The 20801-nt window shown below is 44.4% G+C and carries 19 protein-coding genes and 1 tRNA gene; 9 read left to right on the top strand and 11 right to left on the bottom strand.

What is annotated here, in order from left to right; translation table 11 throughout:
* Positions 1–142: 142 nt before the first annotated feature.
* The gene (locus AAFP14_RS06290; RefSeq protein ID WP_341731436.1) at positions 143–1309 is read right to left on the bottom strand and encodes a pyridoxal phosphate-dependent aminotransferase; all 1167 of its coding nucleotides are present in this window, start codon (positions 1307–1309) and stop codon (positions 143–145) included.
* Between the two features lie 238 nt (positions 1310–1547).
* On the opposite strand from AAFP14_RS06290, the gene AAFP14_RS06285 reads away from it, so the two are divergent.
* Together AAFP14_RS06285 and AAFP14_RS06280 are read left to right on the top strand one after the other, a co-directional pair.
* Positions 1548–2060 carry an adenine phosphoribosyltransferase gene (locus AAFP14_RS06285; RefSeq protein WP_341731435.1) on the top strand — a complete coding sequence of 171 codons (513 nt, stop codon included), beginning with the start codon at positions 1548–1550 and terminating at the stop codon, positions 2058–2060.
* A gap of 201 nt (positions 2061–2261) precedes the next feature.
* On the top strand, positions 2262–3302 hold the full coding sequence (locus tag AAFP14_RS06280; protein WP_341731434.1) for an ABC transporter permease: 1041 nt from the start codon (positions 2262–2264) through the stop codon (positions 3300–3302).
* 400 nt (positions 3303–3702) lie between these two features.
* On the opposite strand, the gene AAFP14_RS06275 is transcribed toward AAFP14_RS06280, so the two are convergent.
* From AAFP14_RS06275 to AAFP14_RS06265, 3 genes are all read right to left on the bottom strand, one after another.
* Entirely contained in the window at positions 3703–5688 is a 1986-nt protein-coding gene (locus AAFP14_RS06275) for an ABC transporter ATP-binding protein (RefSeq protein ID WP_341731433.1), read from the bottom strand.
* A gap of 68 nt (positions 5689–5756) precedes the next feature.
* Positions 5757–6242 (bottom strand): FxLYD domain-containing protein, encoded by a 486-nt coding sequence (locus AAFP14_RS06270; protein ID WP_341731432.1) that lies wholly within the window; start codon positions 6240–6242, stop codon positions 5757–5759.
* A gap of 373 nt (positions 6243–6615) precedes the next feature.
* The gene (locus tag AAFP14_RS06265) at positions 6616–8319 is read right to left on the bottom strand and encodes a flavin monoamine oxidase family protein (protein WP_341731431.1); all 1704 of its coding nucleotides are present in this window, start codon (positions 8317–8319) and stop codon (positions 6616–6618) included.
* Between the two features lie 97 nt (positions 8320–8416).
* Between AAFP14_RS06265 and AAFP14_RS06260 the strand changes: the two genes are divergently transcribed.
* Positions 8417–9316 carry a PPC domain-containing protein gene (locus AAFP14_RS06260; RefSeq protein ID WP_341731430.1) on the top strand — a complete coding sequence of 300 codons (900 nt, stop codon included), beginning with the start codon at positions 8417–8419 and terminating at the stop codon, positions 9314–9316.
* 54 nt (positions 9317–9370) lie between these two features.
* Here AAFP14_RS06260 and AAFP14_RS06255 read toward each other — a convergent pair whose 3' ends face one another.
* Positions 9371–9967: a hypothetical protein gene (locus AAFP14_RS06255; RefSeq protein WP_341731429.1), complete on the bottom strand. Its 597-nt coding sequence runs from the start codon at positions 9965–9967 to the stop codon at positions 9371–9373.
* Between the two features lie 63 nt (positions 9968–10030).
* Positions 10031–11185: a bifunctional diaminohydroxyphosphoribosylaminopyrimidine deaminase/5-amino-6-(5-phosphoribosylamino)uracil reductase RibD gene (gene ribD, locus AAFP14_RS06250; protein ID WP_341731428.1), complete on the bottom strand. Its 1155-nt coding sequence runs from the start codon at positions 11183–11185 to the stop codon at positions 10031–10033.
* Between the two features lie 74 nt (positions 11186–11259).
* Between ribD and AAFP14_RS06245 the strand changes: the two genes are divergently transcribed.
* Positions 11260–12114, top strand: a complete 855-nt coding sequence (locus AAFP14_RS06245) for an FAD-binding domain-containing protein (RefSeq protein ID WP_341731427.1) — start codon at positions 11260–11262, stop codon at positions 12112–12114.
* 59 nt (positions 12115–12173) lie between these two features.
* Positions 12174–12587 carry a hypothetical protein gene (locus tag AAFP14_RS06240; RefSeq protein ID WP_341731426.1) on the top strand — a complete coding sequence of 138 codons (414 nt, stop codon included), beginning with the start codon at positions 12174–12176 and terminating at the stop codon, positions 12585–12587.
* A gap of 108 nt (positions 12588–12695) precedes the next feature.
* Here AAFP14_RS06240 and AAFP14_RS06235 read toward each other — a convergent pair.
* A tRNA-Ser gene (locus AAFP14_RS06235) sits at positions 12696–12784 on the bottom strand.
* A 417-nt stretch (positions 12785–13201) separates the two neighbouring features.
* Between AAFP14_RS06235 and AAFP14_RS06230 the strand changes: the two genes are divergently transcribed.
* From AAFP14_RS06230 to AAFP14_RS06220, 3 genes are all read left to right on the top strand, one after another.
* Complete coding sequence (locus AAFP14_RS06230; RefSeq protein ID WP_341731553.1) at positions 13202–14560, top strand: P-loop NTPase fold protein; 1359 nt, start codon at positions 13202–13204, stop codon at positions 14558–14560.
* Between the two features lie 57 nt (positions 14561–14617).
* Positions 14618–15751: a shikimate dehydrogenase gene (locus tag AAFP14_RS06225; protein WP_341731425.1), complete on the top strand. Its 1134-nt coding sequence runs from the start codon at positions 14618–14620 to the stop codon at positions 15749–15751.
* Positions 15752–15813: 62 nt separating this feature from the next.
* Entirely contained in the window at positions 15814–16245 is a 432-nt protein-coding gene (locus tag AAFP14_RS06220) for a hypothetical protein (RefSeq protein WP_341731424.1), read from the top strand.
* A 73-nt stretch (positions 16246–16318) separates the two neighbouring features.
* Here the strand turns inward: AAFP14_RS06220 and AAFP14_RS06215 are convergent, their stop codons facing one another.
* The 3 genes from AAFP14_RS06215 to AAFP14_RS06205 form a co-directional block, all read right to left on the bottom strand.
* Positions 16319–16606, bottom strand: coding sequence for a YggT family protein (locus tag AAFP14_RS06215; RefSeq protein ID WP_340524505.1), 288 nt, complete (start codon positions 16604–16606; stop codon positions 16319–16321).
* 287 nt (positions 16607–16893) lie between these two features.
* A complete protein-coding gene (locus tag AAFP14_RS06210) occupies positions 16894–17214 on the bottom strand; it encodes a ssl2009 family thylakoid membrane protein (protein ID WP_341731423.1) in 321 nt (106 codons plus the stop codon).
* Positions 17215–17351: 137 nt separating this feature from the next.
* On the bottom strand, positions 17352–17720 hold the full coding sequence (locus AAFP14_RS06205; protein WP_341731422.1) for a YkgJ family cysteine cluster protein: 369 nt from the start codon (positions 17718–17720) through the stop codon (positions 17352–17354).
* Positions 17721–17878: 158 nt separating this feature from the next.
* Here AAFP14_RS06205 and AAFP14_RS06200 point away from each other — a divergent pair, with 158 nt between their 5' ends.
* Positions 17879–18901 carry an S-layer homology domain-containing protein gene (locus AAFP14_RS06200; RefSeq protein WP_341731421.1) on the top strand — a complete coding sequence of 341 codons (1023 nt, stop codon included), beginning with the start codon at positions 17879–17881 and terminating at the stop codon, positions 18899–18901.
* 89 nt (positions 18902–18990) lie between these two features.
* Here the strand turns inward: AAFP14_RS06200 and AAFP14_RS06195 are convergent, their stop codons facing one another.
* Complete coding sequence (locus AAFP14_RS06195) at positions 18991–20658, bottom strand: peptidoglycan-binding protein (protein WP_341731420.1); 1668 nt, start codon at positions 20656–20658, stop codon at positions 18991–18993.
* Positions 20659–20801 lie beyond the last annotated feature (143 nt).

Here is a 20801-nt window from a genome sequence, read left to right as displayed (position 1 = left end):
CATTAGTCATTGGTCATTGGTCATTGGTCATTGGTCATTGGTCATTGGGAACAAATAACAAATAACAAACAACAAATAACAAATAACAAACAACAAACAACAAATAACAAACAACAAATAACCACTGACTACTAACGAATTTTTAGACGTGGCGGATAAATTTATCAAGCCTTTCCACAGCTTTTTTGATTGTGCCTAAATCGGTGGCGTAAGACAAGCGAATGTGGTCATCTGCACCAAAAGCAATACCGGGAATAACTGCTACTTTTTGCTGTTCTAATAAAGCTTCGGAAAATTCTAGAGAAGTCATGCCAGTTTTGCTGATATTGACAAACATATAGAAAGCACCATCGGGTTTGGTGCAGCTAATTCCGGGGATAGCATCGAGTAATTCAAATATTACTTCACGGCGCTCGGCAAAAGCCAGACGCATTTTTTCCACAGATTCTTGGCTGCTTTCCAAAGCTGCGATCGCCCCGTACTGTGCAAAGGTACACACGTTGGATGTACTATGTCCTTGAACGGTACTGGTAGCTTTGATTAATTCGATCGGTCCTGCTAAATAACCGATGCGCCAGCCAGTCATGGAGTAAGCTTTAGCAAAACCGCTACTGATGATGGTGCGATCGAATATTTCTTTGCCTAGGGAACCGATGCTGACGTGTTGGGCTCCGTCGTATATAATTTTTTCGTAAATTTCGTCCGAAACGACTAAGATATCTCGCTCGACAATTACCTCTGCTAGTGCTTTGATTTCCGCTGGAGTATACACCATTCCCGTAGGGTTAGATGGGGAATTGAGGACAAATAACTTGGTGCGGGGGGTAATGGCTTGACGCAGTTGTTCCGGGGTGATTTTATATCCCGTAGAAGCATCAGTCTGGACAATTACTGGTTTACCGCTGGCTAGTTTGACCATTTCTGGATAACTCAGCCAGTAGGGAGCAGGGATAATTACTTCGTCTCCCTGCTCAATCAGAGCCATCATCAGATTGTAGAGAGAATGCTTACCACCGTTGCTGACAATGATATTCTCAGGTTGATAGTGGAGGTTGTTGTCATCGCGGAGTTTACGGGCGATCGCAGCTTTTAACTCCGGTTCCCCAGCGGCCGGGCCATACTTAGTTTTACCACTATCTAAAGCTTGCTTTGCCGCTGCTTTAATATGTTCTGGGGTATCAAAATCTGGTTCTCCTGTACTCAAACTACAGACATCAATCCCCTCGGCCTTCATGGCTTTTGCCTTAGCTGCGATCGCTAAGGTAATGGAAGGAGGAACTTCGCCCACTCGTGCTGCCAACTTGATCATTGGATTTTAGATATGAGATTTTTGACTTTAGATCTTAGGGCGAAAAATCTGAATATTCAACCCTGTTGTTAGGAAATTATGACATTTCCTTGGATGGTAGGTACTGTTTTAACCAATTCAAAAATAAAACGCTAAAAAGTTATTAGTTTTATTTTTTATTTTTAGTTTCTAATTTTTGACATTATTGGTGTACCATTTTTGATGCCTTGTTACTCTTAAACCCCCACTTTACAAGCTTATGGATCTCAAATCTCTGATTCGCGATATTCCTGATTTCCCAAAACCGGGAATCATGTTTCGAGATATTACAACTTTGTTGCGAAACCCCCAAGGACTGAGCCATACTATTGACAGTTTAGCCGAAAAATGCTCTGCAATGTCTCCTGACTATGTGGTAGGCATGGAATCGCGGGGCTTTATATTTGGGACGCCTTTGGCTTATAAAATGGGAGTGGGCTTTGTTCCCGTCCGCAAGCCAGGGAAATTGCCATCAGCGGTTCATTTTGCTGAGTATGAGTTGGAGTATGGTAGCGATCGACTGGAAATGCACCAAGATGCGATCGCATCGGGTAGTCGGGTGCTAGTGGTGGATGATTTAATCGCCACTGGGGGGACCGCGGCTGCAACGGCTAAGCTGTTAGAACAAGCTGGCTGCGAACTGGTGGGTTTTGCTTTTGTAATTGAATTGCAGGGTTTGGGCGGCAGACAGAAATTGCCCGATGTACCAATTGTGACGCTAGTTGAGTATTAGTCAGTTGACTGTTAACGGTTGACGGTTGACGGTTAACTGTTGACTGTTGACTGTTGACTGTTAACTTTTGAATAAAGACTTTTTAACCGCAGAGGCCACAGAGGGCGCAGAGGAAGAGTACAGAGAGATGAATAATTTCGATACCAATGGATTTTAGATCGTTGACCAATCTAAAATCTCAAATCTAAAATCTAAAATGCTATGACTTCTATTAAACTGAACCGAAGTTTCCGAGTATTGAGTTCTCTGTTTGCTGGTGATACATTTATCTATGTTTTCAAGAGACTGTTGCAGGCTCTGTTAACGCTATTTTTAGCATCTATTCTTTGTTTTGCAATTATTGAGCTTGCACCGGGAAGTTACTTGGATACTTTGAGCCAAAATCCGAAGATTTCGCCGGAGACTCTTAAGCAACTCGAACAACAGTTCGGCTTAGATAAACCAGCATTTGTTCAGTATTGGTTGTGGTTGCAACAAATTGTAACGCGGGGTAATTTTGGTACGAGTTTTGTGTATCAGCGATCGGTGGCTTCGCTGCTGTGGGAAAGGGTGCCGGCGACGCTGTTAATGGCGATCGCCTCTTTGATTGTAACTTGGGCGATCGCTATTCCCTTGGGAATCATCGCCGCTGTCAATCAAAACCGGACAGTCGATCGCGTTTTGCAAGTAGTCAGCTACACAGGACAAGGATTTCCCAGCTTTATCATGGCCTTGCTACTGCTATTTTTCGCCCAGAATACATCGCCTCTGTTTCCTGTAGGAGGAATGACCAGTATTGACCACGCAGATTTACCTTGGTGGGGTCAAATCATGGATTACGGCTGGCACTTAATTTTGCCAACAGTCGCCTTGAGTCTGACGGGTTTTGCAGGTTTGCAAAGATTGATGCGGGGACAATTATTGGATGTACTGCGTCAAGATTATATCAGGACGGCACGGGCTAAAGGTTTGCCAGAAAATCGCGTAATTTATTTTCATGCTCTACGGAATGCGGTTAATCCATTGATTACGCTGTTGGGTTTTGAGTTTGCTAGTTTGTTGAGTGGTGCGTTTATTGCCGAACTTTTTTTTAATTGGCCGGGTTTGGGAAAGCTGGCTTTGGATGCTGTGACTAATCAAGATTTGTATTTAGTCATGGCAACTTTGATGATGGGTTCTGCGATGTTGATTGTTGGTAATTTGTTGGCGGATTTGTTGCTCAAGGCGATCGATCCTAGGATTAAACTGGAAGATTTAAAATGACACTCAAGCGTTCCCAAGTCGATTGACAATGCTTGGCTGCGATCTAAATCATGCTGCTGACATTCTACTTCATAAGACATTTCTAAGTAGAAAGCACCGTTCTTAGGAAGGATTGTGAAGTCTTTAACCTTTGAGCAATCAATGTTTGACGGCCTGGGCAAAAAGAATTCAGAAATCCCAAACCAGCGCCGTACAGTTAAACCGAAGGAAAATCTCAACTGTATAACTGAGCGATCTTCTTTAGGGTTTGATCGGATTTTTTTTACCGCAGAGAGCGCAGAGGACACAGAGGAAGAGCAGAGTGAGAATTACTAATTACTCATCATTAATAACTTATGGCACTCTGTTTAGATAAAACCCTGGTTTCTTGGGCGGAGTCGATCGGTCTTATTTACTTTAATTAACTGAATTGCTGAGCATAATAACCAGCATAACGCTCGCCTTTTTCTAGCAATTCCTCATGGGTTCCTGACTCCATAACTCTCCCTTTTTCTAAAACTAAGATTCTGTCGGCTTTCCGCACAGTTGCCAAACGGTGGGCGATAATAAATACAGTCCTGTCTTGCATCAATCTTTCCAACGCTTCCTGTACCAAAGCTTCTGATTCTGAATCTAGAGCCGATGTCGCTTCATCCAGGATCAGAATTCGCGGATTTAGCAGCACTGCACGGGCGATCGCAATTCTTTGTTTTTGACCTCCAGATAAATTTACACCCCTTTCCCCAACCCAAGTTTGATAGCCGTCGGGAAAATCACTAATAAATTGATGGGCGTTGGCAATTTGCGCCGCTTTTTCCACATCTTTGAGTTCGTAATAAGAGCGCCCAAAGGCAATATTTTGAGCAATTGTCCCGGAAAACAAAATAGTTTCCTGGGGTACAATCCCGATTTGCCTCCGTAGTGTATTTAATGTCACATCTTGAATATTAATCCCATCAATTAAAATTTGTCCAGCTTGCGGATCGTAAAATCTGGGTAATAAGTTTACCAAAGTAGTTTTCCCGGCACCGGATGCGCCCACAAGGGCAATCATTTCTCCCGGAAGTGCCAGTAAACTCATATTTTGTAAAATGGGAACCCCCCCTTGCCCCCCCTTATTAAGGGGGGGTTGAGGCTGTTTTACCCCCTTTTCAAGGGCGGGTTGAGGTTGTTTTACCCCCTTTTCAAGGGCGGGTTGAGGTTGTTTTACCTCCTTTTCAAGGGCGGGTTGAGGTTGTTTTACCTCCTTTTCAAGGGCGGTTTGAGGTTGTTTTACCTCCTTTTCAAGGGCGGGTTGAGGTTGTTTTACCTCCTTTTCGAGGGCGGGTTGAGGTTGTTTTACCTCCCGATCGAGGGGGTAGGCAAAATTAATGTTGCGGTATTCGACTTTTCCCGTAACATGGGGAAGTTCGATCGCCCCAGGCTTTTCGACTATGGTGGGTACAATTGCTAATAGTTCAAAAATTCGATCGCTAGATGCCTCTCCCTGTTTGAAATCACCGTAATTAGCAGTAGTAATGGCGATCGGATCGATTAACAGCGCTACTCCCGCGATGTAACTAATAAATTCAGTACCTGTGAGATTTCCTTGAGCAATTTGCCAACCTCCCAGGAAAAACAACAAAATTACGCTAATTGCTTCGAGAAAACCCACTACCACGAACTGAAGTGCTTTTACTCGTTCGGATAAATATTTAGCCCGACGATTTTGTTCCGCTGCTTCTGTAAATCGAGAAATTTCATATTCTTCGGCTACAAAAGCTTTGATTAAACGAATACCGCTGAATACTTCTGTTAGCAAAGATGATAAGTCAGAGATTCGATTTTGACTTTCTCGCGAGTAACTCAGCAGTTTCTCTCCAAACCAGCTAATTAATAGTGCCATCAACGGTGCAATGATTAATGCACCTAAAGTTAATTGCCAGTTGAGATAAATCATATATCCCATTACCACAATTAGCTGTAAAATGCAAGGAATAAACTGATGAAAAAATTTATTTATGACTTCGCCAATGCGGTCAATATCTTCAGTGAGGCGATAGGATAAATCTCCCGTTTTTGCAGTTTCAAAATAGCCAAGATTCAGTAATTGCAGGTGTGCGTAAACTTTTTTGCGGATTTCTAAAGCAATAGTCAAAGCTGCTTTTGCCATCAGCGTATCTTGACCGTACTGGACTGTTCCCCGAATCAGAAATATAATGGCACTAAGTGCTGCAATTTGGGCGAATCCTTTTAAATCTCCTTGGCCTATAAATTTGGCTGTTTCGCCAACCAGCCACGCTATAATCGGCCAACAGACAGTAAATACTAAGGTACAAGCTAATGCTTTACCGATGGTTTGCTTTTGGGGACGGAGGTAGGGTAGGATTTGCCAATAAGTCGATCGCGTTTTCAAGCTATTCTGCATCTGCAAGTGTTGTGTTTAGAAATATCTGAGTCAAAACATGATAACAGCGATCGGGCACATATCGAAAATCATTCTTGACCGTCTGCGTGAGTCGCCAATACCTTCGCCCCCGCCACAACTTCTCCCCGAAAGGTGGCTGACTTTCCTGGTTCAACCGTCACTGGTTGAGTGGTAATGAATCCATTGTCTATGGGATTACCTAACTCATCCAAAACCTCATAGTTAACTTTGATATTCTTGACAATTTTACAACCTTGATTGATGATTTGACCACTTAAAAATTTGCCGTCATAATTTACGTTATTTATGGAAACTTTCGCGGCAATGTTGGAACCAGTAATACAACTTTGCGAAATGTTTGATGGTGTTTTATTTTCGCACAATTTCCCTAAATCTACTATTTTGCCATCGGTAGTTCTCATGTAGCAAAACGGTTCGTCTCTTTCGACGAGACTTTGAGTTAAAGGATTTGCCGTATTGGCTAGCAAAGATTTAGGGGAGAGCGGCTGCGTTAACAAAATTGAGAAAGCTACGGTTAAATGTAAAAGTTTCATATTTTTTAGTTGATTTTATGAAGTTAATTATACAAGATAATTTACATAAAATTGAAGATAATCTATTTATATATAGCAATCCTTGCAGGAGTCGTAAAGTTTTTACCCCACCCCAACCCTCCCCAAACTCGCGGGGAGGGGGTAAGAGAGAAATTTCACAAAGGATTTAGGATTGCTATAATATCTGAGAGATAATTTAGGTTATAGAGAAAAGTCTAGAAGCGTAATTTTTTGTTTGTTACATTAATCAGGTAAAATTGATAGTTCGACAGGGGTTTAAACCCCTGTCAGACTGGTGGGATGACTAACAGACTTGGTACGCTGACAGCTTCAGTTGACACCAATTCAGATCCGTTTCAGCAATTACTCCCTATCATCTAATACTGGGCTTCCTATTCTCACTATTCCTTGCTCCCGGAACTTTTCGACTAGGTCTACGAGTTTTTAAACTACTAGCTGAACGAGTGTTCAAAGCATTAGCAGAACTTGTCAAACCCAAATCTTGCAAAATTTCCAAAGCCGCTCTTTGTCCAGTTTCGCAACCTCCTTCCATATAGCCTTGATTTTCTAGGGAGGTGTGTTCCCCTGCAAAATATAAATTGCCAACTTTTTCGCCTTCAACGCCGTACATTTGTGTCCATTGTCCGACTAAGTAGCAAGAATAGGAACCTTTAAAATAACGTTCTCCAGACCAAAAAGCTCGCACAGCTTTACCCGATCGCAAATCTTTCACTCCAGGGAAAACTTTTTCAAATTGTTGCAAGAATTTTTGGGCTTGCTCTTCAGGAAGCCCACTACCGATCGCCAAACCCTGTTTGCCTCCTGTAAAATTAGTAACTAAGGCATTAGGCGTAGGAGCAAAAGGTGTAGCTTCCCAACAATTTTGGAATCCTAAATCTGTAAACACAGAAGCCGTGGATTTATAAAGTTCCCGCCAGAGACGGCTGCGGTAGCCCGTAACTAACTTAGAATTAGTACCGTAGCCCAATTGCTCGATCGCCCGTCGTTTCGGTTGAGGTAAAGGCACATTGATATTAACGTCTCGCAGAGTGCTGAAGGGCAAAGTTAACAAAACTCGCTCGTAGGTGCGATCGAATGCACTTTGTCCCGCTCGCAAACTTACCCGATAACGGCCATCCGGCAAAATATTAATCGCTTCCAAAACAGTCCCCGCTTCGATGGAACCAGACAATTGACCCGCCAAACCATTGACAATTTGACTGTTGCCACCCTCAATTTGATAGCGCTCATCGCTGTCACCATACAACTCAAAACTCTCAGCCTCAGAAGCAATTAAAAACAGCAAATTTAACGCAGACTGTTCGTCCACATCTAAACCGTATTCCGTAGTGTAAGCAATGCGGAGTAACTGCTTAACAATGACGCTAGTATCTACACTATCTAAATATTCACCGATGGAAAGATTGTCCACTCTTTCGGCTGTTTCCGTAAAATCTTGATAGTCAATATTATTTCCAATTCCCTCCAAATCCGCCCTAATTTTACTAGCAATAGGCGCAAAATCGGTGATTAATTGTTCCAGAGAAAATCGCCGTCCTTGCAAGAAAAAGGTATCCTTGACCAATCCCCTCTGCGTCTCAACTAAATCGATCGCTCGCAGGCCCAATTCCGTCGCTAGGGAAATCAAAGTAGTATGACCACTATCAATATATTCTCCTCCCACATCCGCCGAAATCAAAGTTCCAGCCACCTTCGGAATAGTGCGTATCCGCCCCCCCACGCGGTTAGTTGCCTCAATGATATCGGCACGTACACCCCCTTGACGCAACCGATAGGCCGCCGTCAAACCGGCAATTCCCGCCCCCACAACCAAAATGGGCGATCGACCTTGCTGTTGAGCAAAAGCCCCCTCTCCCTCCCGCGTCAAAGTCGCAGCAGCCAGCGCCGCCCCCGTCGCCAAACCCCCCCGTAGCAATCCGCGCCGAGATATGGGAAAATTGGAAGTGCGATCTGTGAGCATCCCCACGAGTTCATCAGCCGGAATACCCGTTGCCATTGACTTCTGGGCAATTATCGAAGCGCGACGCAGCATTGTCATCAGTGCAGATTTAGCCATAACCTAGACACCTTCACAAAAATTTGATATGAACTGGATTATTGATTAAATGTGATTATCCACTTTCCAGGTTAAGTCTACATAGATTGTTATAAAAATGCTAACCCTCAGAACTCTTTTCGATCGCAAATTTTACCTCGAAAACAACCCCGATGTTGCTGTAGCCGTCGCCAGAGGTACCGTATCGAGTCCCTTCGATCACTACCAAAAGATTGGCAAATTTGAAAATCGCGACCCCAATCCCCTATTTGATGCCAGCTATTATTTAGAAACAAACACCGATGTAGCCGTATCTGGAGAAAAAAATAAATTTTCGGGTGCCGATCATTTTATTACCTACGGTCAATTTGAGCGTCGAAGTCCCAACCCTTTATTTGATGTTAGTTTTTACCTAACCAGTAACCCCGATGTTCAAAGAGTAGTTCAAACCAATCAAGTTACAGCCTTTGAACACTTTCTGAAAATCGGTCAAACAGAAATTCGCAAACCCAGTCCTTTCTTCGATCCTGAATTTTATTTAGCCAAGTATCCACTGGTAGCAGCAGCAGTAAGAAATGGCGTGGTAAAAAGTGCGATCGAGCACTACATTCAATTTGGTCAAGCCGAAGGACTTTTGGGTACATTACCAGATGTTGCTGATAATTTAAGTGTTGCTAAAAACCTAGATCTTCTCACAGGAACTAAAAATTTCAATGATTTTGTAGGTGCTGCGGAACCAACGGATATTTATAGTTTTATCTTGAATACTCCTAGCCTTTTCAGTGCAACTCTGGATGGTTTGAGTGCAGATGCGGATCTAGAATTAATTCAGGATATCAACGGTCAAGGTGCAGTGGGATTGAGTGGTATTATTGCTTCGTCTAATAATTTAGGTACGGCTGCGGAACAGATTGTGAGTAATGGAGCTTTGCCTGCTGGTACATATTTTCTGCGCGTTTCTCAATTTGAAGGTGATACAAATTATAACTTGACATTGACATCCGCTCCTAGTCAGTAGTTATTGGTTATTTGTTATTGGTTATTGGTTATTTGTTTAACCAATAACCAATAACTAATTCGTATTATCTGGTGTTCCCGGAGAAGGCATAGATTGAATAGGAGCCAAAGGCACATTAGAGCGACTTCTGATTAGAGTCGTAGACACCAAAGCATAGCCCAAAATAGCAGGAAGTACCATGGCGCTCAGAAACACGATCGCCCCTGCCAAAGTAGTTCCATTCAACATGGGGCCGTAATGAGTGCGGTAAGGGTCAAAGGCTGGCAAATCTGACCTCTGGCTATCCCGAAGCGCGATCGCACGTTTGAACCTCACCCGCCTGTCGTCCAGCTTTTCTAGCAGCATCCAGCCAACTTCCGCCTCTTCTCGACACAGCTTTTGAAAAATAGCAGGATTCCGAAATAAATCGCTGTTAGCCCGCACAATTTTATACTCCACAACCGTAGTATCAGGTCTAGGATTGCCGTTAGATTGCGAATTATCTCGGCCAGCTAAATGTTCCTCTTGAGATTCGTAGCGAGTCAAAACTTCCTCCTCCTCATCGCATTGTTGCCCCATAGCGAATTGCTGGCGGTTGATGAACACCCCCGCCAGCGCAGACTCTAAACCGAGACTCCCAACCATCAAACTCCAAATCAAAATTTCCAGCATAGAAATACTTAAAAGTTAAAAATTCTCAACTTAAAAGAGAGATTACCTTTGATTTTTCAGCTTTCAATCTTGACTTTTCAAATAGCCTTCTATCAAACAATCTGTACCCACGGTGCGCCAAGAAACTCGCTCTAAAGTTAAAGCATCAGTCATTTTGGCAAACCCCAAATCTCCCACAGGAGTTGGAGCCTGGGAGCCTCCTACAATTTTAGGAGCAATAAAAGCCATAATTTTTTGCACCGCACCGTCAGCAATTGCTTTTGCCGCCAGAGTGCCGCCACATTCCCACAGTACAGACAGAAAAGAGCGATCGTACAAATAACCCATAACATTAGTCGGTGTCAGTGGCGACAATTCCACAACTTCCACCCCTTTTGCCATCAAAAATGCTTGAAACTCCAGATTAACCCCAGGCTCTGTGAACACCAAAGTAGGTGCACCAGAGGTTTCCCACAAACGAGCCGACTTGGGCAAATCGAGCGATCGACTCATCACCACCCGTAGGGGATTATGGCGATCGGGTTGATGGCTAGTCAATTGAGGATTATCCAAACGCACCGTATTTCCTCCCACAATCACAGCATCGCAGCCGACACGCACCCCATGTACTTCGCTCCGAGCCGCCTCGCCTGTTACCCAAGCGCTGTGACCGGTAGTGCTAGCAATTTTACCGTCTAAAGTCATAGCATATTTCAAAATTCCGAAAGGACGGCGGTGCAAAATCCGGTGTACAAAAGCCTCATTCAGTTTCTGACAAGCTTCCTCTTCTACCCCAGCCACAACTTCAATGCCAGTGGAATGCAACCGAGCAAGTCCTGTACCCGCCACCAAAGGATTCGGATCGACCATCCCAGTCACTACTTTTGCCACCTTAGCCTGAATTAAAGCTTCGGAACAGGGAGGAGTCCGTCCATAGTGGTTACAAGGCTCTAGGTTCACATAAACCGTGGCTCCGGCCGCGAGTTCCCCAGCTTCCCGCAGTGCAAAAACTTCGGCGTGGGGTTGGCCCGCACCTGGGTGAAATCCTTCGCCGACAATTTTGCCGTCGCGGACAATTACAGCACCCACGAGGGGATTGGGAGCGGTTTTGCCGAGAGCGCGACGGGCTAATTCTATGCAGCGACGCATCATGGCTCGATCGAACTCTTGAATTTCGCTATTTTTCATTTGTGTACTTGAGCTGACGATCGCACTGGCGTCCGTCGGAAAAGTTGCCATAAGATTTTGCTATGATATTTAATCTTGAGTGTATAGCTTTAACATTCAGGAACAATAACAGGGGATTAAGAAAAATGACTCAGGACATGAAGCGGGAATTTGCCAGCCGCGAAGAATTAATTACCTACCTGCGCCAACAGTTCCCCGAAGCCGCCACCAGAGACAGTCACGTATCCCCTACCCTAGGCGGGCGTAAAGCCGCCGAAACAGCACTACAAAAAGTCGATCCCAGCAAGTACAGCTCAACCCGCAACTTTCTCAACGGCGCGGTAACTCGCTTGTCGCCCTATTTACGTTACGGCGTTTTGAGCCTAGCAGAAGTCCGGGATCTGGTGCTAGCAAAGGTGCGACATCAAGAAGATGCAGTGAAACTTGTTAACGAGTTGGGTTGGCGAGATTATTGGCAGCGACTTTATGCAGAATTGGGAGAGGGGATTTGGCAAGACCGAGAACCCTATAAAACTGGCTATACCGCTTCATCTTACAGCGAAACCATGCCCGAAGATATCGTTGAGGGAACAACAGGTTTGGTTTGTATCGATAGTTTCAGCCACCAGTTGCAAGAAACTGGTTATTTACACAATCACCAGCGGATGTGGATGGCCGCTTATCTCGTACACTGGCGCAAAGTGGGCTGGCAAGCTGGAGCTCGCTGGTTTTTGGCACATTTGCTAGATGGAGATCCTGCGAGTAATAATCTTTCTTGGCAGTGGGTAGCCAGCACTTTTAGTCACAAGGCTTATTTTTTTAATCGGGAGAATTTGGAACGTTACACTAAGGGGGTATATTGTGGCGATTGTCCTCTGTACGGACAATGTGATTTTGAGGGGAGTTACGAATATTTGGAAGGGAAGTTGTTTCCTGGGGCAGAAAAGGTCGATCGCAGTGGCGGTTCTAAAAGTTGGAATCGTCCTAAAAAACCTCGCTAATTTGTTATTGGTTGGTGGTCATCACCAATTCCCGATTCCCGATTCCCGATTACACATTTATGAACAATCCGATTATTTGGCTACATGGAGACTGTCTAAACCCCGAAAGTCCGGTTTTTAAAGCCTACCCAAATGCGCCGGCGATTTGGGTTTGGGATGATGCGCTAATCGATGAATGGCAGTTAAGTCTCAAGCGCATCTTGTTTATTTACGAATGTTTGCTGGAATTGCCAGTAATTATTCGTCGTGGCGATGTGGCGACAGAAGTTATGGCTTTTGCTCAAGAATTCAGTGCCAATCAAATAGTGACTATGGAAAGTCCCAGTCCTCGGTTTCAGGATATTTGTATCACAATTGGGCGATCGCTCCCTGTGGAAATTTTATCCCCAGAACCCTTTGTGCGCTACGATGGCTACATTGATTTGAAGCGTTTTTCCCGGTACTGGCGCGTAGCGGAAAAATATGTTTTTTAATTAATTCAGGACTTATCCACTACCTCTGCATATCCCCTTGTGTAGGGGAAAAGCACATCCTCAGTTTTTAAATCTGGTTTCTAGAGCTTAAGCATATTACATACTAAACGGAGAGGGAGGGATTTGAACCCTCGAAGGATGTTAACACCCTTAACAGATTAGCAATCTGCCGCTTTCGACCACTCAGCCACCTCTCCAAGATGACAGTAACTAATAATAGCACACAGATTCTGGTTGTGGCAACCCCTAATTCAAAAATTCCTATACCGCTTACCCTGTCTAGATTTCAGCATTTATTACTCTCCCGTAATTCCTGTAGCACAGGCAGGATGCGTGTTTTTGAGTATTTGGGACAAGTCGGGAAGAATGCTCAACGCAATTCTGGATGCAGTTGTATTAGACATCTCCTAAAATGATGGTGGGTAGGAATCTTCCCTCCCCTTGACAGGCTTTTTGGCAGATGTATAGAAAATGTAAAATTCTTTTAATTAGGGGGATAAATATTAAAATAGCTCATCTAAAAACAAGAGAATAAATTGGCAATTTGGGCTGATAATTAAGATAGCGAAATGAATAAGGTATTAGAGTATAATATAAATTTGAGTGGACAGGGTATGGAACTAGATTTACAGAGATTTTATAAGGTTTGCAATCCCAGCTACACCCTCGCAGTAGGAAATTCAGAAGACAAAAAATATTACATCGAATTCTCTTCGGTTAGGGGTGGCACTATCGTAGAACAATTGGAGCGGACTATCAGCCGTCTCTCCCCTGACGAACCGACTTGCCAACTATTCACTGGACACATTGGCTGTGGTAAATCTACAGAATTGTTACGGCTGCAATCGGAATTGGAACATCAGGGATTTCACGTAGTCTACTTTGAGTCTAGCAAGGACTTGGATATGGCAGATGTGGATATAACTGACATTTTATTGAGCGTGGCTCGTCAGGTGAGCGAAAGTATTGAGAAACTAAAAATTAAGCTGCAACCGACAGGTTTTAAGGCTTTGCTGAAGGGGGTGGCAGATGTTTTTCAAACTCAAATCGATCTGAAAGCTGACGCAAATTTTCCGGGTGTGGGGGAAATAAGTGCCAGCACGGAGGGAGAATTTTCTTTGGCTTTTGGTATTGGAAAAATTACCGCAAAAGCTAAGGATTCTCCGAATTTGCGATCGGAGTTGAGGCAATATTTGGAACCTCGAACTAATGTGATTTTGGAGGCTCTGAATAAGGAGTTGCTAGAACCAGCTATTCAAGCACTCAAAAGTCGGGGAAAACGAGGTCTGGTGGTGATTATTGATAATCTCGATCGCATACATTTGTGCGCTAAGCCCACAGGACGACTTCAGCCGGAATATCTGTTTGTCGATCGCGGCGAACAGTTGGCCAGACTCAATTGTCACGTAGTTTATACCATTCCTTTGGTGTTGATATTTTCTAACGATTTGGGTCAGTTGACCAATCGATTTGGGGTCGATCCCAAGGTGTTACCAATGGTCCCGGTACATAGTCGCGATGGTTCTGAATGTACAGAGGGTGTAGAATTGTTGCGCCAGATGGTGTTGGCTCGCGCTTTCCCAATGGTGCAGGAAAACGAACGCTATGCTTTGATTGGCAAGATTTTTGATTCTCCCGAAACCCTCGATCGCCTCTGTCGAGTTAGTGGCGGACACGTCCGTAATTTGCTGCAACTACTTTATGGTTGTCTCCAGAGAGAAGATCCACCGCTGTCTAGGGAAACCTTGGAAAAGGTAATCGTTCAGCGGCGTCATCAACTCACTTTGGCGATCGAGCCTGATGAGTGGGAACTGTTGAAGCAAGTATCCTCAGCCAAAACAGTCAGCGGAGAAACAAAATATCAAATTTTGTTGCGCAGCCTGTGGGTATTTGAGTACCGTTATGGTGAGGATTATTGGTTTGATGTCAACCCAATTTTGGCTGACGCCAAAGAGTTGACAGTTGACGGTTGATGCTTGAGAGTTGATGGTTGACAGCTAATAGCTCACAGTCAACCGTCAACTCAAAAAATGATTAAAGGTACTACTAAATTGTTGGGAGTGATTGGCGATCCGATCGCCCATTCTCTGTCACCGGTGATGCACAATGCTGCGATTTCCCATCTGGGAGTCGATTTTGTGTACCTCGCATTTCCGGTAAAACCAGAGGATCTAAAAGCTGCTCTTTTAGGCTTTGAGGCGATCGGGTTGCGGGGATTTAGCATCACCATTCCCCACAAACAAGCAATCTTACCCCTATTGTCCGAGGTTTCTCCCATTGCTCGTGCGATCGGTGCTGTCAATACCGTATACCGAACTGACAAAGGTTGGTGCGGTACAAATACTGATGTGGAAGGCTTTCTCGCCCCGTTGCAACCCCCCCCAACCCCCCCTTACCAAGGGGGGGCGGTTTCATTCTCAGACAAATCATGGTTTTCTAGGGGTAGTGCCCCCGCGCCTACCCTCTTCCTCCACGATTTTGTATGTGTTTCAGAGATTGGGGCGGGCACGGGGGCACCGCCCCTACAAGAGAATGAAATAGCCCTGCCTTACCCAGGGGGGGCTACAGAGGTGAAATCTGCCTTAGAAAGTGGCAATAGGACTGCCGAATCCTCTGACTCCCCTTACCCAGGAGCGGCTAGGGGGGAGTCCGATTGGAGTCAGAAAGTAGCCGTAATTTTGGGAAATGGGGGCGCGGCGAGAGCGGTGGTGGCCGGCTGTGCTCAATTGGGCTGTGCCCAGATTCATGTTGTGGGCCGCGATCGGCAAAATTTGTCGGAATTTCAGCAGAGTTGGGTTGATTCTCCCATACCTGTCAAATCTTTGCAAGTGCATACTTGGGATAATTTGTCAAGGTTAATTTCTCAGGCCGATTTGCTAGTCAACACGACTCCGGTGGGGATGTATCCCCACGGAGAAAAGTCGCCGGTGCCGTTAGCTGCGATCGACCAAATTTCCCCAGGTGCGATCGCCTATGATTTAATTTACAACCCCAGCCCTACTCAATTTCTCAAAGATGCCCAACTTCGCGGAGCCCAAGTCATTGACGGGCTACCCATGTTAGTTCAACAAGGAGCCGCCGCCTTAAAAATTTGGCTGGAGACAGAATCAGTCCCCGTAGAAGTCATGCGCCTAGCCTTGCGAAAGCATTTGGGCTTAGATTGACTAGCAATTTGCTACGGAATTCGCGCTAAGCTGAGATTTAAAATATTCTGGCGCTGCCACCTATGAAATTTAGAGCTATCAGCCTGTTTTTCGCTACTTGCCTGATCGGAATTTTTAGTTTAGCATTCACTCCACCAGCTTGGGCGCTGACACAAATTAAACTATCGGATCTTTCCTATCGCGAATGTCCGGCAGAAATGGCAGAAGGAACCGTCACCAGCGGCAGTTCCATGGAAGCTAACTGTTTTTTAATTACTGGTAAAGCTGAAAATACCAGCGGTAAACCTGTTGTTAATGCTGATATTTTCGGCCGGATTTATGATGCCGATGACAACCCGGTGATGCAGAATCGCACTCGTTTGGGGTCCATCGAAGAAGTTCCTCCCGGAGTTAGCGATTTTCAGCTTAGAATCTCCGTGGCGGCAAATCAACCAACTCCTTTGAAGCTCAAGCAGTTTAAAGCTACTGGTTTTACTGGTGTTGTGCGTCGCTAAAAACTCTAAACCCGACTTCTGAAAAAAGTCGGGTTTATAATTATTCTGTGATTTTTGATAGGGACTTAATTAGCTAAAGTGCTGTTTGCAAGTTGCTTAAAAGACCGATCAAGAATTCCGAGCCGAACTGAAGGACAAAAAAGGCAATCAGGGGAGAAAAGTCAATACCTCCTAGGGGAGGGATAATTGAGCGAAATAAATTAAGGTAAGGGTCTGTTAACTGACTCAAAATCGAAAAAGGAGGGTCATACCAATTGATGTTGGGAAACCAGCTTAACAGCACCCGAATAATCATGAGAACGAAATAGATTTGCAGAAATGATGACAGGGTGGTTGCCAAAAGCCCTATTGAATAACTCATAAATTTTGCTTGATGTTGAGTAAAGTTTAGAAAAGCTTTGAGTTTTAGTTTAGCATAATTGCCACAGTGATACCAAATCCGTTAGCATCGGAATTATTAAACTCTCTCTTCTCTTCCTTCGCGTCCTTCGCGCCTTCGTGGTTAAATCATTCCGATACAACCGGAATGGATATGAAGCGATTTTCGCTGTTGGATTCTAGATTGAGGATTGCAGAATTGACCCCACGGATCGATCCGGGGGCTGATAAGCAATTGCTTTGGGTTAGGCTAAGCAACCTGAAATTGATTCAGGAATCTTCAGCTAAAGAACTTTGGCTGGTGTGCTGTGCGTTGCCATTCACATCACGGATTTCGAGTCGCACATCATCGATTGCTTGATTGAGTTGGGAAATTTTATCTTCTAAACTCAGCCTTGCTACTTCCATGCGTTGGGCTTCCATTTGGCTGCTTTTGCCCTTGCTTCCCTTGATGGACTTTGACTCCGAGGAGTCTGCCAGGAATGCCTCAGCAGCGCGTCTCGATAGCACCGCCCCCAAAACAGCACCCACCAAGCCACCAACTGCGGCACCTGCAATAAATCCGCCTGTAAAACCGTCTCGATTGCTCATTTTTCAACTCAACTAGGCGATATTTCCTTGATTTTTTTATTGTAACCAGACGAGGGGGCAGCTATCCATTGAATGCTTTTGGTTACAGCTATAGCTGAAGGTGGCGAAATAGATGATTAATTGATGGGATTACACTATCAGTTTTGAGGATGGGCGATACTTCCGACTTGTTGCTGGAAGCGGATCATCTCTAAAGATCGATCGCCATAAAGGTCTTCAATATGCTCTAAGCAGCAGTCGATCGCAAAATCGTTCAACTCAGCAGGCTCAATACCGTACATATCCTCAAACACCTCTGAGTCTACACGACAAAAGCGCGGGCGATCGGCATAAATTCCGCACTCTCGCGTTTCTTTGTCAAAGTTGACACACCAACCGTCATCACCTACGAGGCTCAAGTATAGTCCTAATTCTTCCTCTGATAAATACTCGTCTAAGTCAGGGCGCTCTGTGGGGTCGAGGTAACAACAAGCACCGCACTGTTTTACGCAAAGCCAGGTAGCCATAGTTTTATTGGAGATTTTAGATAGAGTTTAGATTTTAGATTTTAGATTGGGATCGTAGCTTAGCATATCTATAGAAATGTGAGATTTTAGATTTTGGTCCATCGTAGTTTACCATGACTTAGACAGAGACGATATCTATAGATATGTAGGTGATAATTATGTCTTCTTCACAACCTCCATCAAGGGAAAAAAGACCTCTCGGATTGGATGAATTAATTGCGATCCTAGTCGCCTTCGGGACTATGGGTGGAATTTTATTTTGGGTAATAGGGAAAAAACCCAGTCAATTCGGTGTTACCAATTGGCAATTTCCAGCGGTATTCTCTCAACCTGCTGCTGTGTCCGATCGCCCCACAATCTTAACGCCCCCGCCGTCTAGTTCGGATCTGCCATCCCCCCCAGCCAGAGTAATTCCCTCCCCCTCTCCAGGAACTTCCCTCGCACCATTACCGCAAGTTGTGGTGCCAATTCCTGTGATTGTCCCTCCAGCTAGCGTTGTTCCCGAACAGCCAATTGTGCCCTCGACTCCGGCTCCGATAATTACCAAACCTAAACCTGCTCAAGGAAAAATTGCTCCGGTCAAATTATCCGATGTTCCAGATAAGCATTGGGCCCGTCCATTTATTTTAGCATTAGTCGATCGGCAAATTTTTTCAGATGTCACAGACAACAAATTTCGTCCCGACGAACCAATAACGCGAGCGGAACTAGCGCGATTAATTAAGCAAATGTCCGATCAAGAACCGCGTCGCAAAGCAGTTGATTTTAAAGATATCAAATCCGGCGATCCGGCCGCTCCTTTCATCGACTACAGCGTCAAAACAGGATACTTAAAAGGATACCCAAACCAGGAGTTTCGTCCTGACAAACCAGTTCCCCGTGTGGAAGTAATCGCATCTCTGGCTAGCGGCTTGAATCTGAAACCATCAAAGACAACGACCAAAACTTTACAGTTTTATACCGACAAACAAAAGATACCTAAATGGGCTGTTAACCAAGTAGCAGCCGCTACAGAAGCTGGCCTTATTGTCAACTATCCGAAGCGCCAACTTTTGAGGCCAAATACAACAGCAACTCGCGCAGAAGTAGCGGTCATGCTTTACCAAGCTATGGCAAAAAAAGGGAAAGTACCAGCTAAATCTTCTTTGTATGTTGTGCGGCGTTCCAAGGTGTTGAACTAAATTTTAGGGTGGGGTAAGCTTCTAGCCTAGCCCACCCTAAAATTCATCGGTTTGTTTTTTATTACCTAGAATGAAGATAGGATTTGAGTTCAATCTTGAAAAACCATGATACTACCAGAATAACAAGCCACCCAAACCTGATTAGTTTGCGGATCGTAGGTAATGCCGATGGGACTTGAATTTACTTTCACTGTTTGCAAAACTTTCATATCTCCGGTGCTAATCTTGCTGACAGTATTAGAAGAATAGTTAACTACGTAAATCAGTTTGCCGTCATCAGAAATTGTCATGCTGCGAGGCTGACTACCACTCGAAACCTTGTCAACAACTTCACCAGAATTCAGGCTAATTTTTGCGACATTTCCTTCACCATTCAAGGTAGTATAAAGATACTTACCCTTGGGGTCTATTACCAAATGACGGGGTGAACTACCAACATTTCGTAACCAACTTACTGAAAAATCTCTGAGATTAACCTTGGCAATATCGGCGGAACCCATGACAGCAACATAGGCGGTTTTCGAGTCAGGAGTTACCACAATACCGCGAGGATAAGCACCCAATTTTACCCGCTCAATTTCGCGGTTTTGCTGAGTGTCAACTACGCTTAAATCCCAACTACACCAATTACTCGCTAGCACCAACCGATTATCTGGGGAAACAGCATTGAATTTCGGTACAGCACCTACAGAAATTACTTTTTCTATTTTGAGAGTTTGGGTATTGATGCGGTACATGAAACTTTGGTCATGTTTGGCGGCGGGAGAACATCTGTCACTACCGGGATTGTCAAAGCCAGCACCGTACATTTGATAGTTTGATATATAGGCATATTTGCCATCATTGGAAAAAGCAGCTTCCACAGGAGCGCCTTGATAATTACCCTTGAATTTGGAAAAACCGAACTTTGATAAATTTACGCGATCGGGAATGGTCTTGACTAATTTAAAGTTGCGATCGTACACTGTGATTGTGTGGCTGTACATCATGTTTTGAGCAAAAAACAGACCAGCACCTGAATAAACAATTGATTTCGGGGATATGCTACCGTAAATCGTTTTTTTCAAGGTCATTTTTCCCTGGCTTTTGGGACGGGGACGAATCAGCTTTTTGGGTGCTACTTGCGGTGGGGGAGTTTCCACCATAAATGGGGGTAAAAATGGATTAGAAAATGTCGGTCTTTTGGGTGAATTATTGGAGTTAGAATCTTCTAATTGGTTGGAATTTTCCGGGGCTGTAGGTGAGGAAAAATCTTGTGGTTTAGTGGTGTTTTTTTCGGACTGCTGTTTGGTAGGCGATTGTAATTCGTCTTGATTTTTTGGGGCGATAAATTCGGGTTGTGGGCGATCTGGATTTGGTGTTTTTTGCACCGCCGATTCTGGGGCTGTAGCTTCGGGCTTAACTTTCAGTGCAGCCAAGGTTTTTGGGCCGACAATTCCATCAACTTTGAGATTGTTTTCTGCTTGGAACTTTTTCACCGCGGCTTGAGTTACAGAACCGTAAAATCCTGTGGGTTTGCTACGAAAATATCCGGCATCTTGGAGAGTTTTCTGGAGTTGGGTAACTTCCGGGCCTGAATCTCCTTTTTTGATGGCTAGTGCGGGATTTACTAAATAGTTAATCATGCTTAAAGCCAGGAGCAAGCATAGTAAAGGAGTAGAGGGTAAATTTAGGTGCGTTGTTGAGTTTTTTCCTGGAGTTTTGCTGGGTGGGGTTTCCCAGGTTTCTGCTAAGTGCAGGTAGGCTAGTCCGTCCATAGTTTTGACTCAGTGGTTTTGGTGATATGATACACCAATTAACATCGATCGAAATGATAAACTGGAAAAGTTTATAATAGGCATCTCCCGATAAGTCTCTTAAGAACAGGCTAGGGATGTTGGCCCCTTCTACCCTTCGACTA

This window comes from Microcoleus sp. EPA2, from assembly GCA_020882975.1.
GTDB lineage: Bacteria > Cyanobacteriota > Cyanobacteriia > Cyanobacteriales > Microcoleaceae > Microcoleus.
The sequence above is the reverse complement of the archived record's forward strand: the minus strand, read 5'-3'. Positions and strand labels throughout refer to the sequence as shown.

Coding starts and splice junctions, on each gene's coding strand:
- AAFP14_RS06290 (WP_341731436.1), bottom strand. CDS start 1,309: ATGATCAAGTTGGCAGCACGAGTGGGCGAAGTTCCTCCTTCCATTACC.
- AAFP14_RS06285 (WP_341731435.1), top strand. CDS start 1,548: ATGGATCTCAAATCTCTGATTCGCGATATTCCTGATTTCCCAAAACCG.
- AAFP14_RS06280 (WP_341731434.1), top strand. CDS start 2,262: ATGACTTCTATTAAACTGAACCGAAGTTTCCGAGTATTGAGTTCTCTG.
- AAFP14_RS06275 (WP_341731433.1), bottom strand. CDS start 5,688: ATGCAGAATAGCTTGAAAACGCGATCGACTTATTGGCAAATCCTACCC.
- AAFP14_RS06270 (WP_341731432.1), bottom strand. CDS start 6,242: ATGAAACTTTTACATTTAACCGTAGCTTTCTCAATTTTGTTAACGCAG.
- AAFP14_RS06265 (WP_341731431.1), bottom strand. CDS start 8,319: ATGGCTAAATCTGCACTGATGACAATGCTGCGTCGCGCTTCGATAATT.
- AAFP14_RS06260 (WP_341731430.1), top strand. CDS start 8,417: ATGCTAACCCTCAGAACTCTTTTCGATCGCAAATTTTACCTCGAAAAC.
- AAFP14_RS06255 (WP_341731429.1), bottom strand. CDS start 9,967: ATGCTGGAAATTTTGATTTGGAGTTTGATGGTTGGGAGTCTCGGTTTA.
- ribD (WP_341731428.1), bottom strand. CDS start 11,185: ATGGCAACTTTTCCGACGGACGCCAGTGCGATCGTCAGCTCAAGTACA.
- AAFP14_RS06245 (WP_341731427.1), top strand. CDS start 11,260: ATGACTCAGGACATGAAGCGGGAATTTGCCAGCCGCGAAGAATTAATT.
- AAFP14_RS06240 (WP_341731426.1), top strand. CDS start 12,174: ATGAACAATCCGATTATTTGGCTACATGGAGACTGTCTAAACCCCGAA.
- AAFP14_RS06230 (WP_341731553.1), top strand. CDS start 13,202: ATGGAACTAGATTTACAGAGATTTTATAAGGTTTGCAATCCCAGCTAC.
- AAFP14_RS06225 (WP_341731425.1), top strand. CDS start 14,618: ATGATTAAAGGTACTACTAAATTGTTGGGAGTGATTGGCGATCCGATC.
- AAFP14_RS06220 (WP_341731424.1), top strand. CDS start 15,814: ATGAAATTTAGAGCTATCAGCCTGTTTTTCGCTACTTGCCTGATCGGA.
- AAFP14_RS06215 (WP_340524505.1), bottom strand. CDS start 16,606: ATGAGTTATTCAATAGGGCTTTTGGCAACCACCCTGTCATCATTTCTG.
- AAFP14_RS06210 (WP_341731423.1), bottom strand. CDS start 17,214: ATGAGCAATCGAGACGGTTTTACAGGCGGATTTATTGCAGGTGCCGCA.
- AAFP14_RS06205 (WP_341731422.1), bottom strand. CDS start 17,720: ATGGCTACCTGGCTTTGCGTAAAACAGTGCGGTGCTTGTTGTTACCTC.
- AAFP14_RS06200 (WP_341731421.1), top strand. CDS start 17,879: ATGTCTTCTTCACAACCTCCATCAAGGGAAAAAAGACCTCTCGGATTG.
- AAFP14_RS06195 (WP_341731420.1), bottom strand. CDS start 20,658: ATGGACGGACTAGCCTACCTGCACTTAGCAGAAACCTGGGAAACCCCA.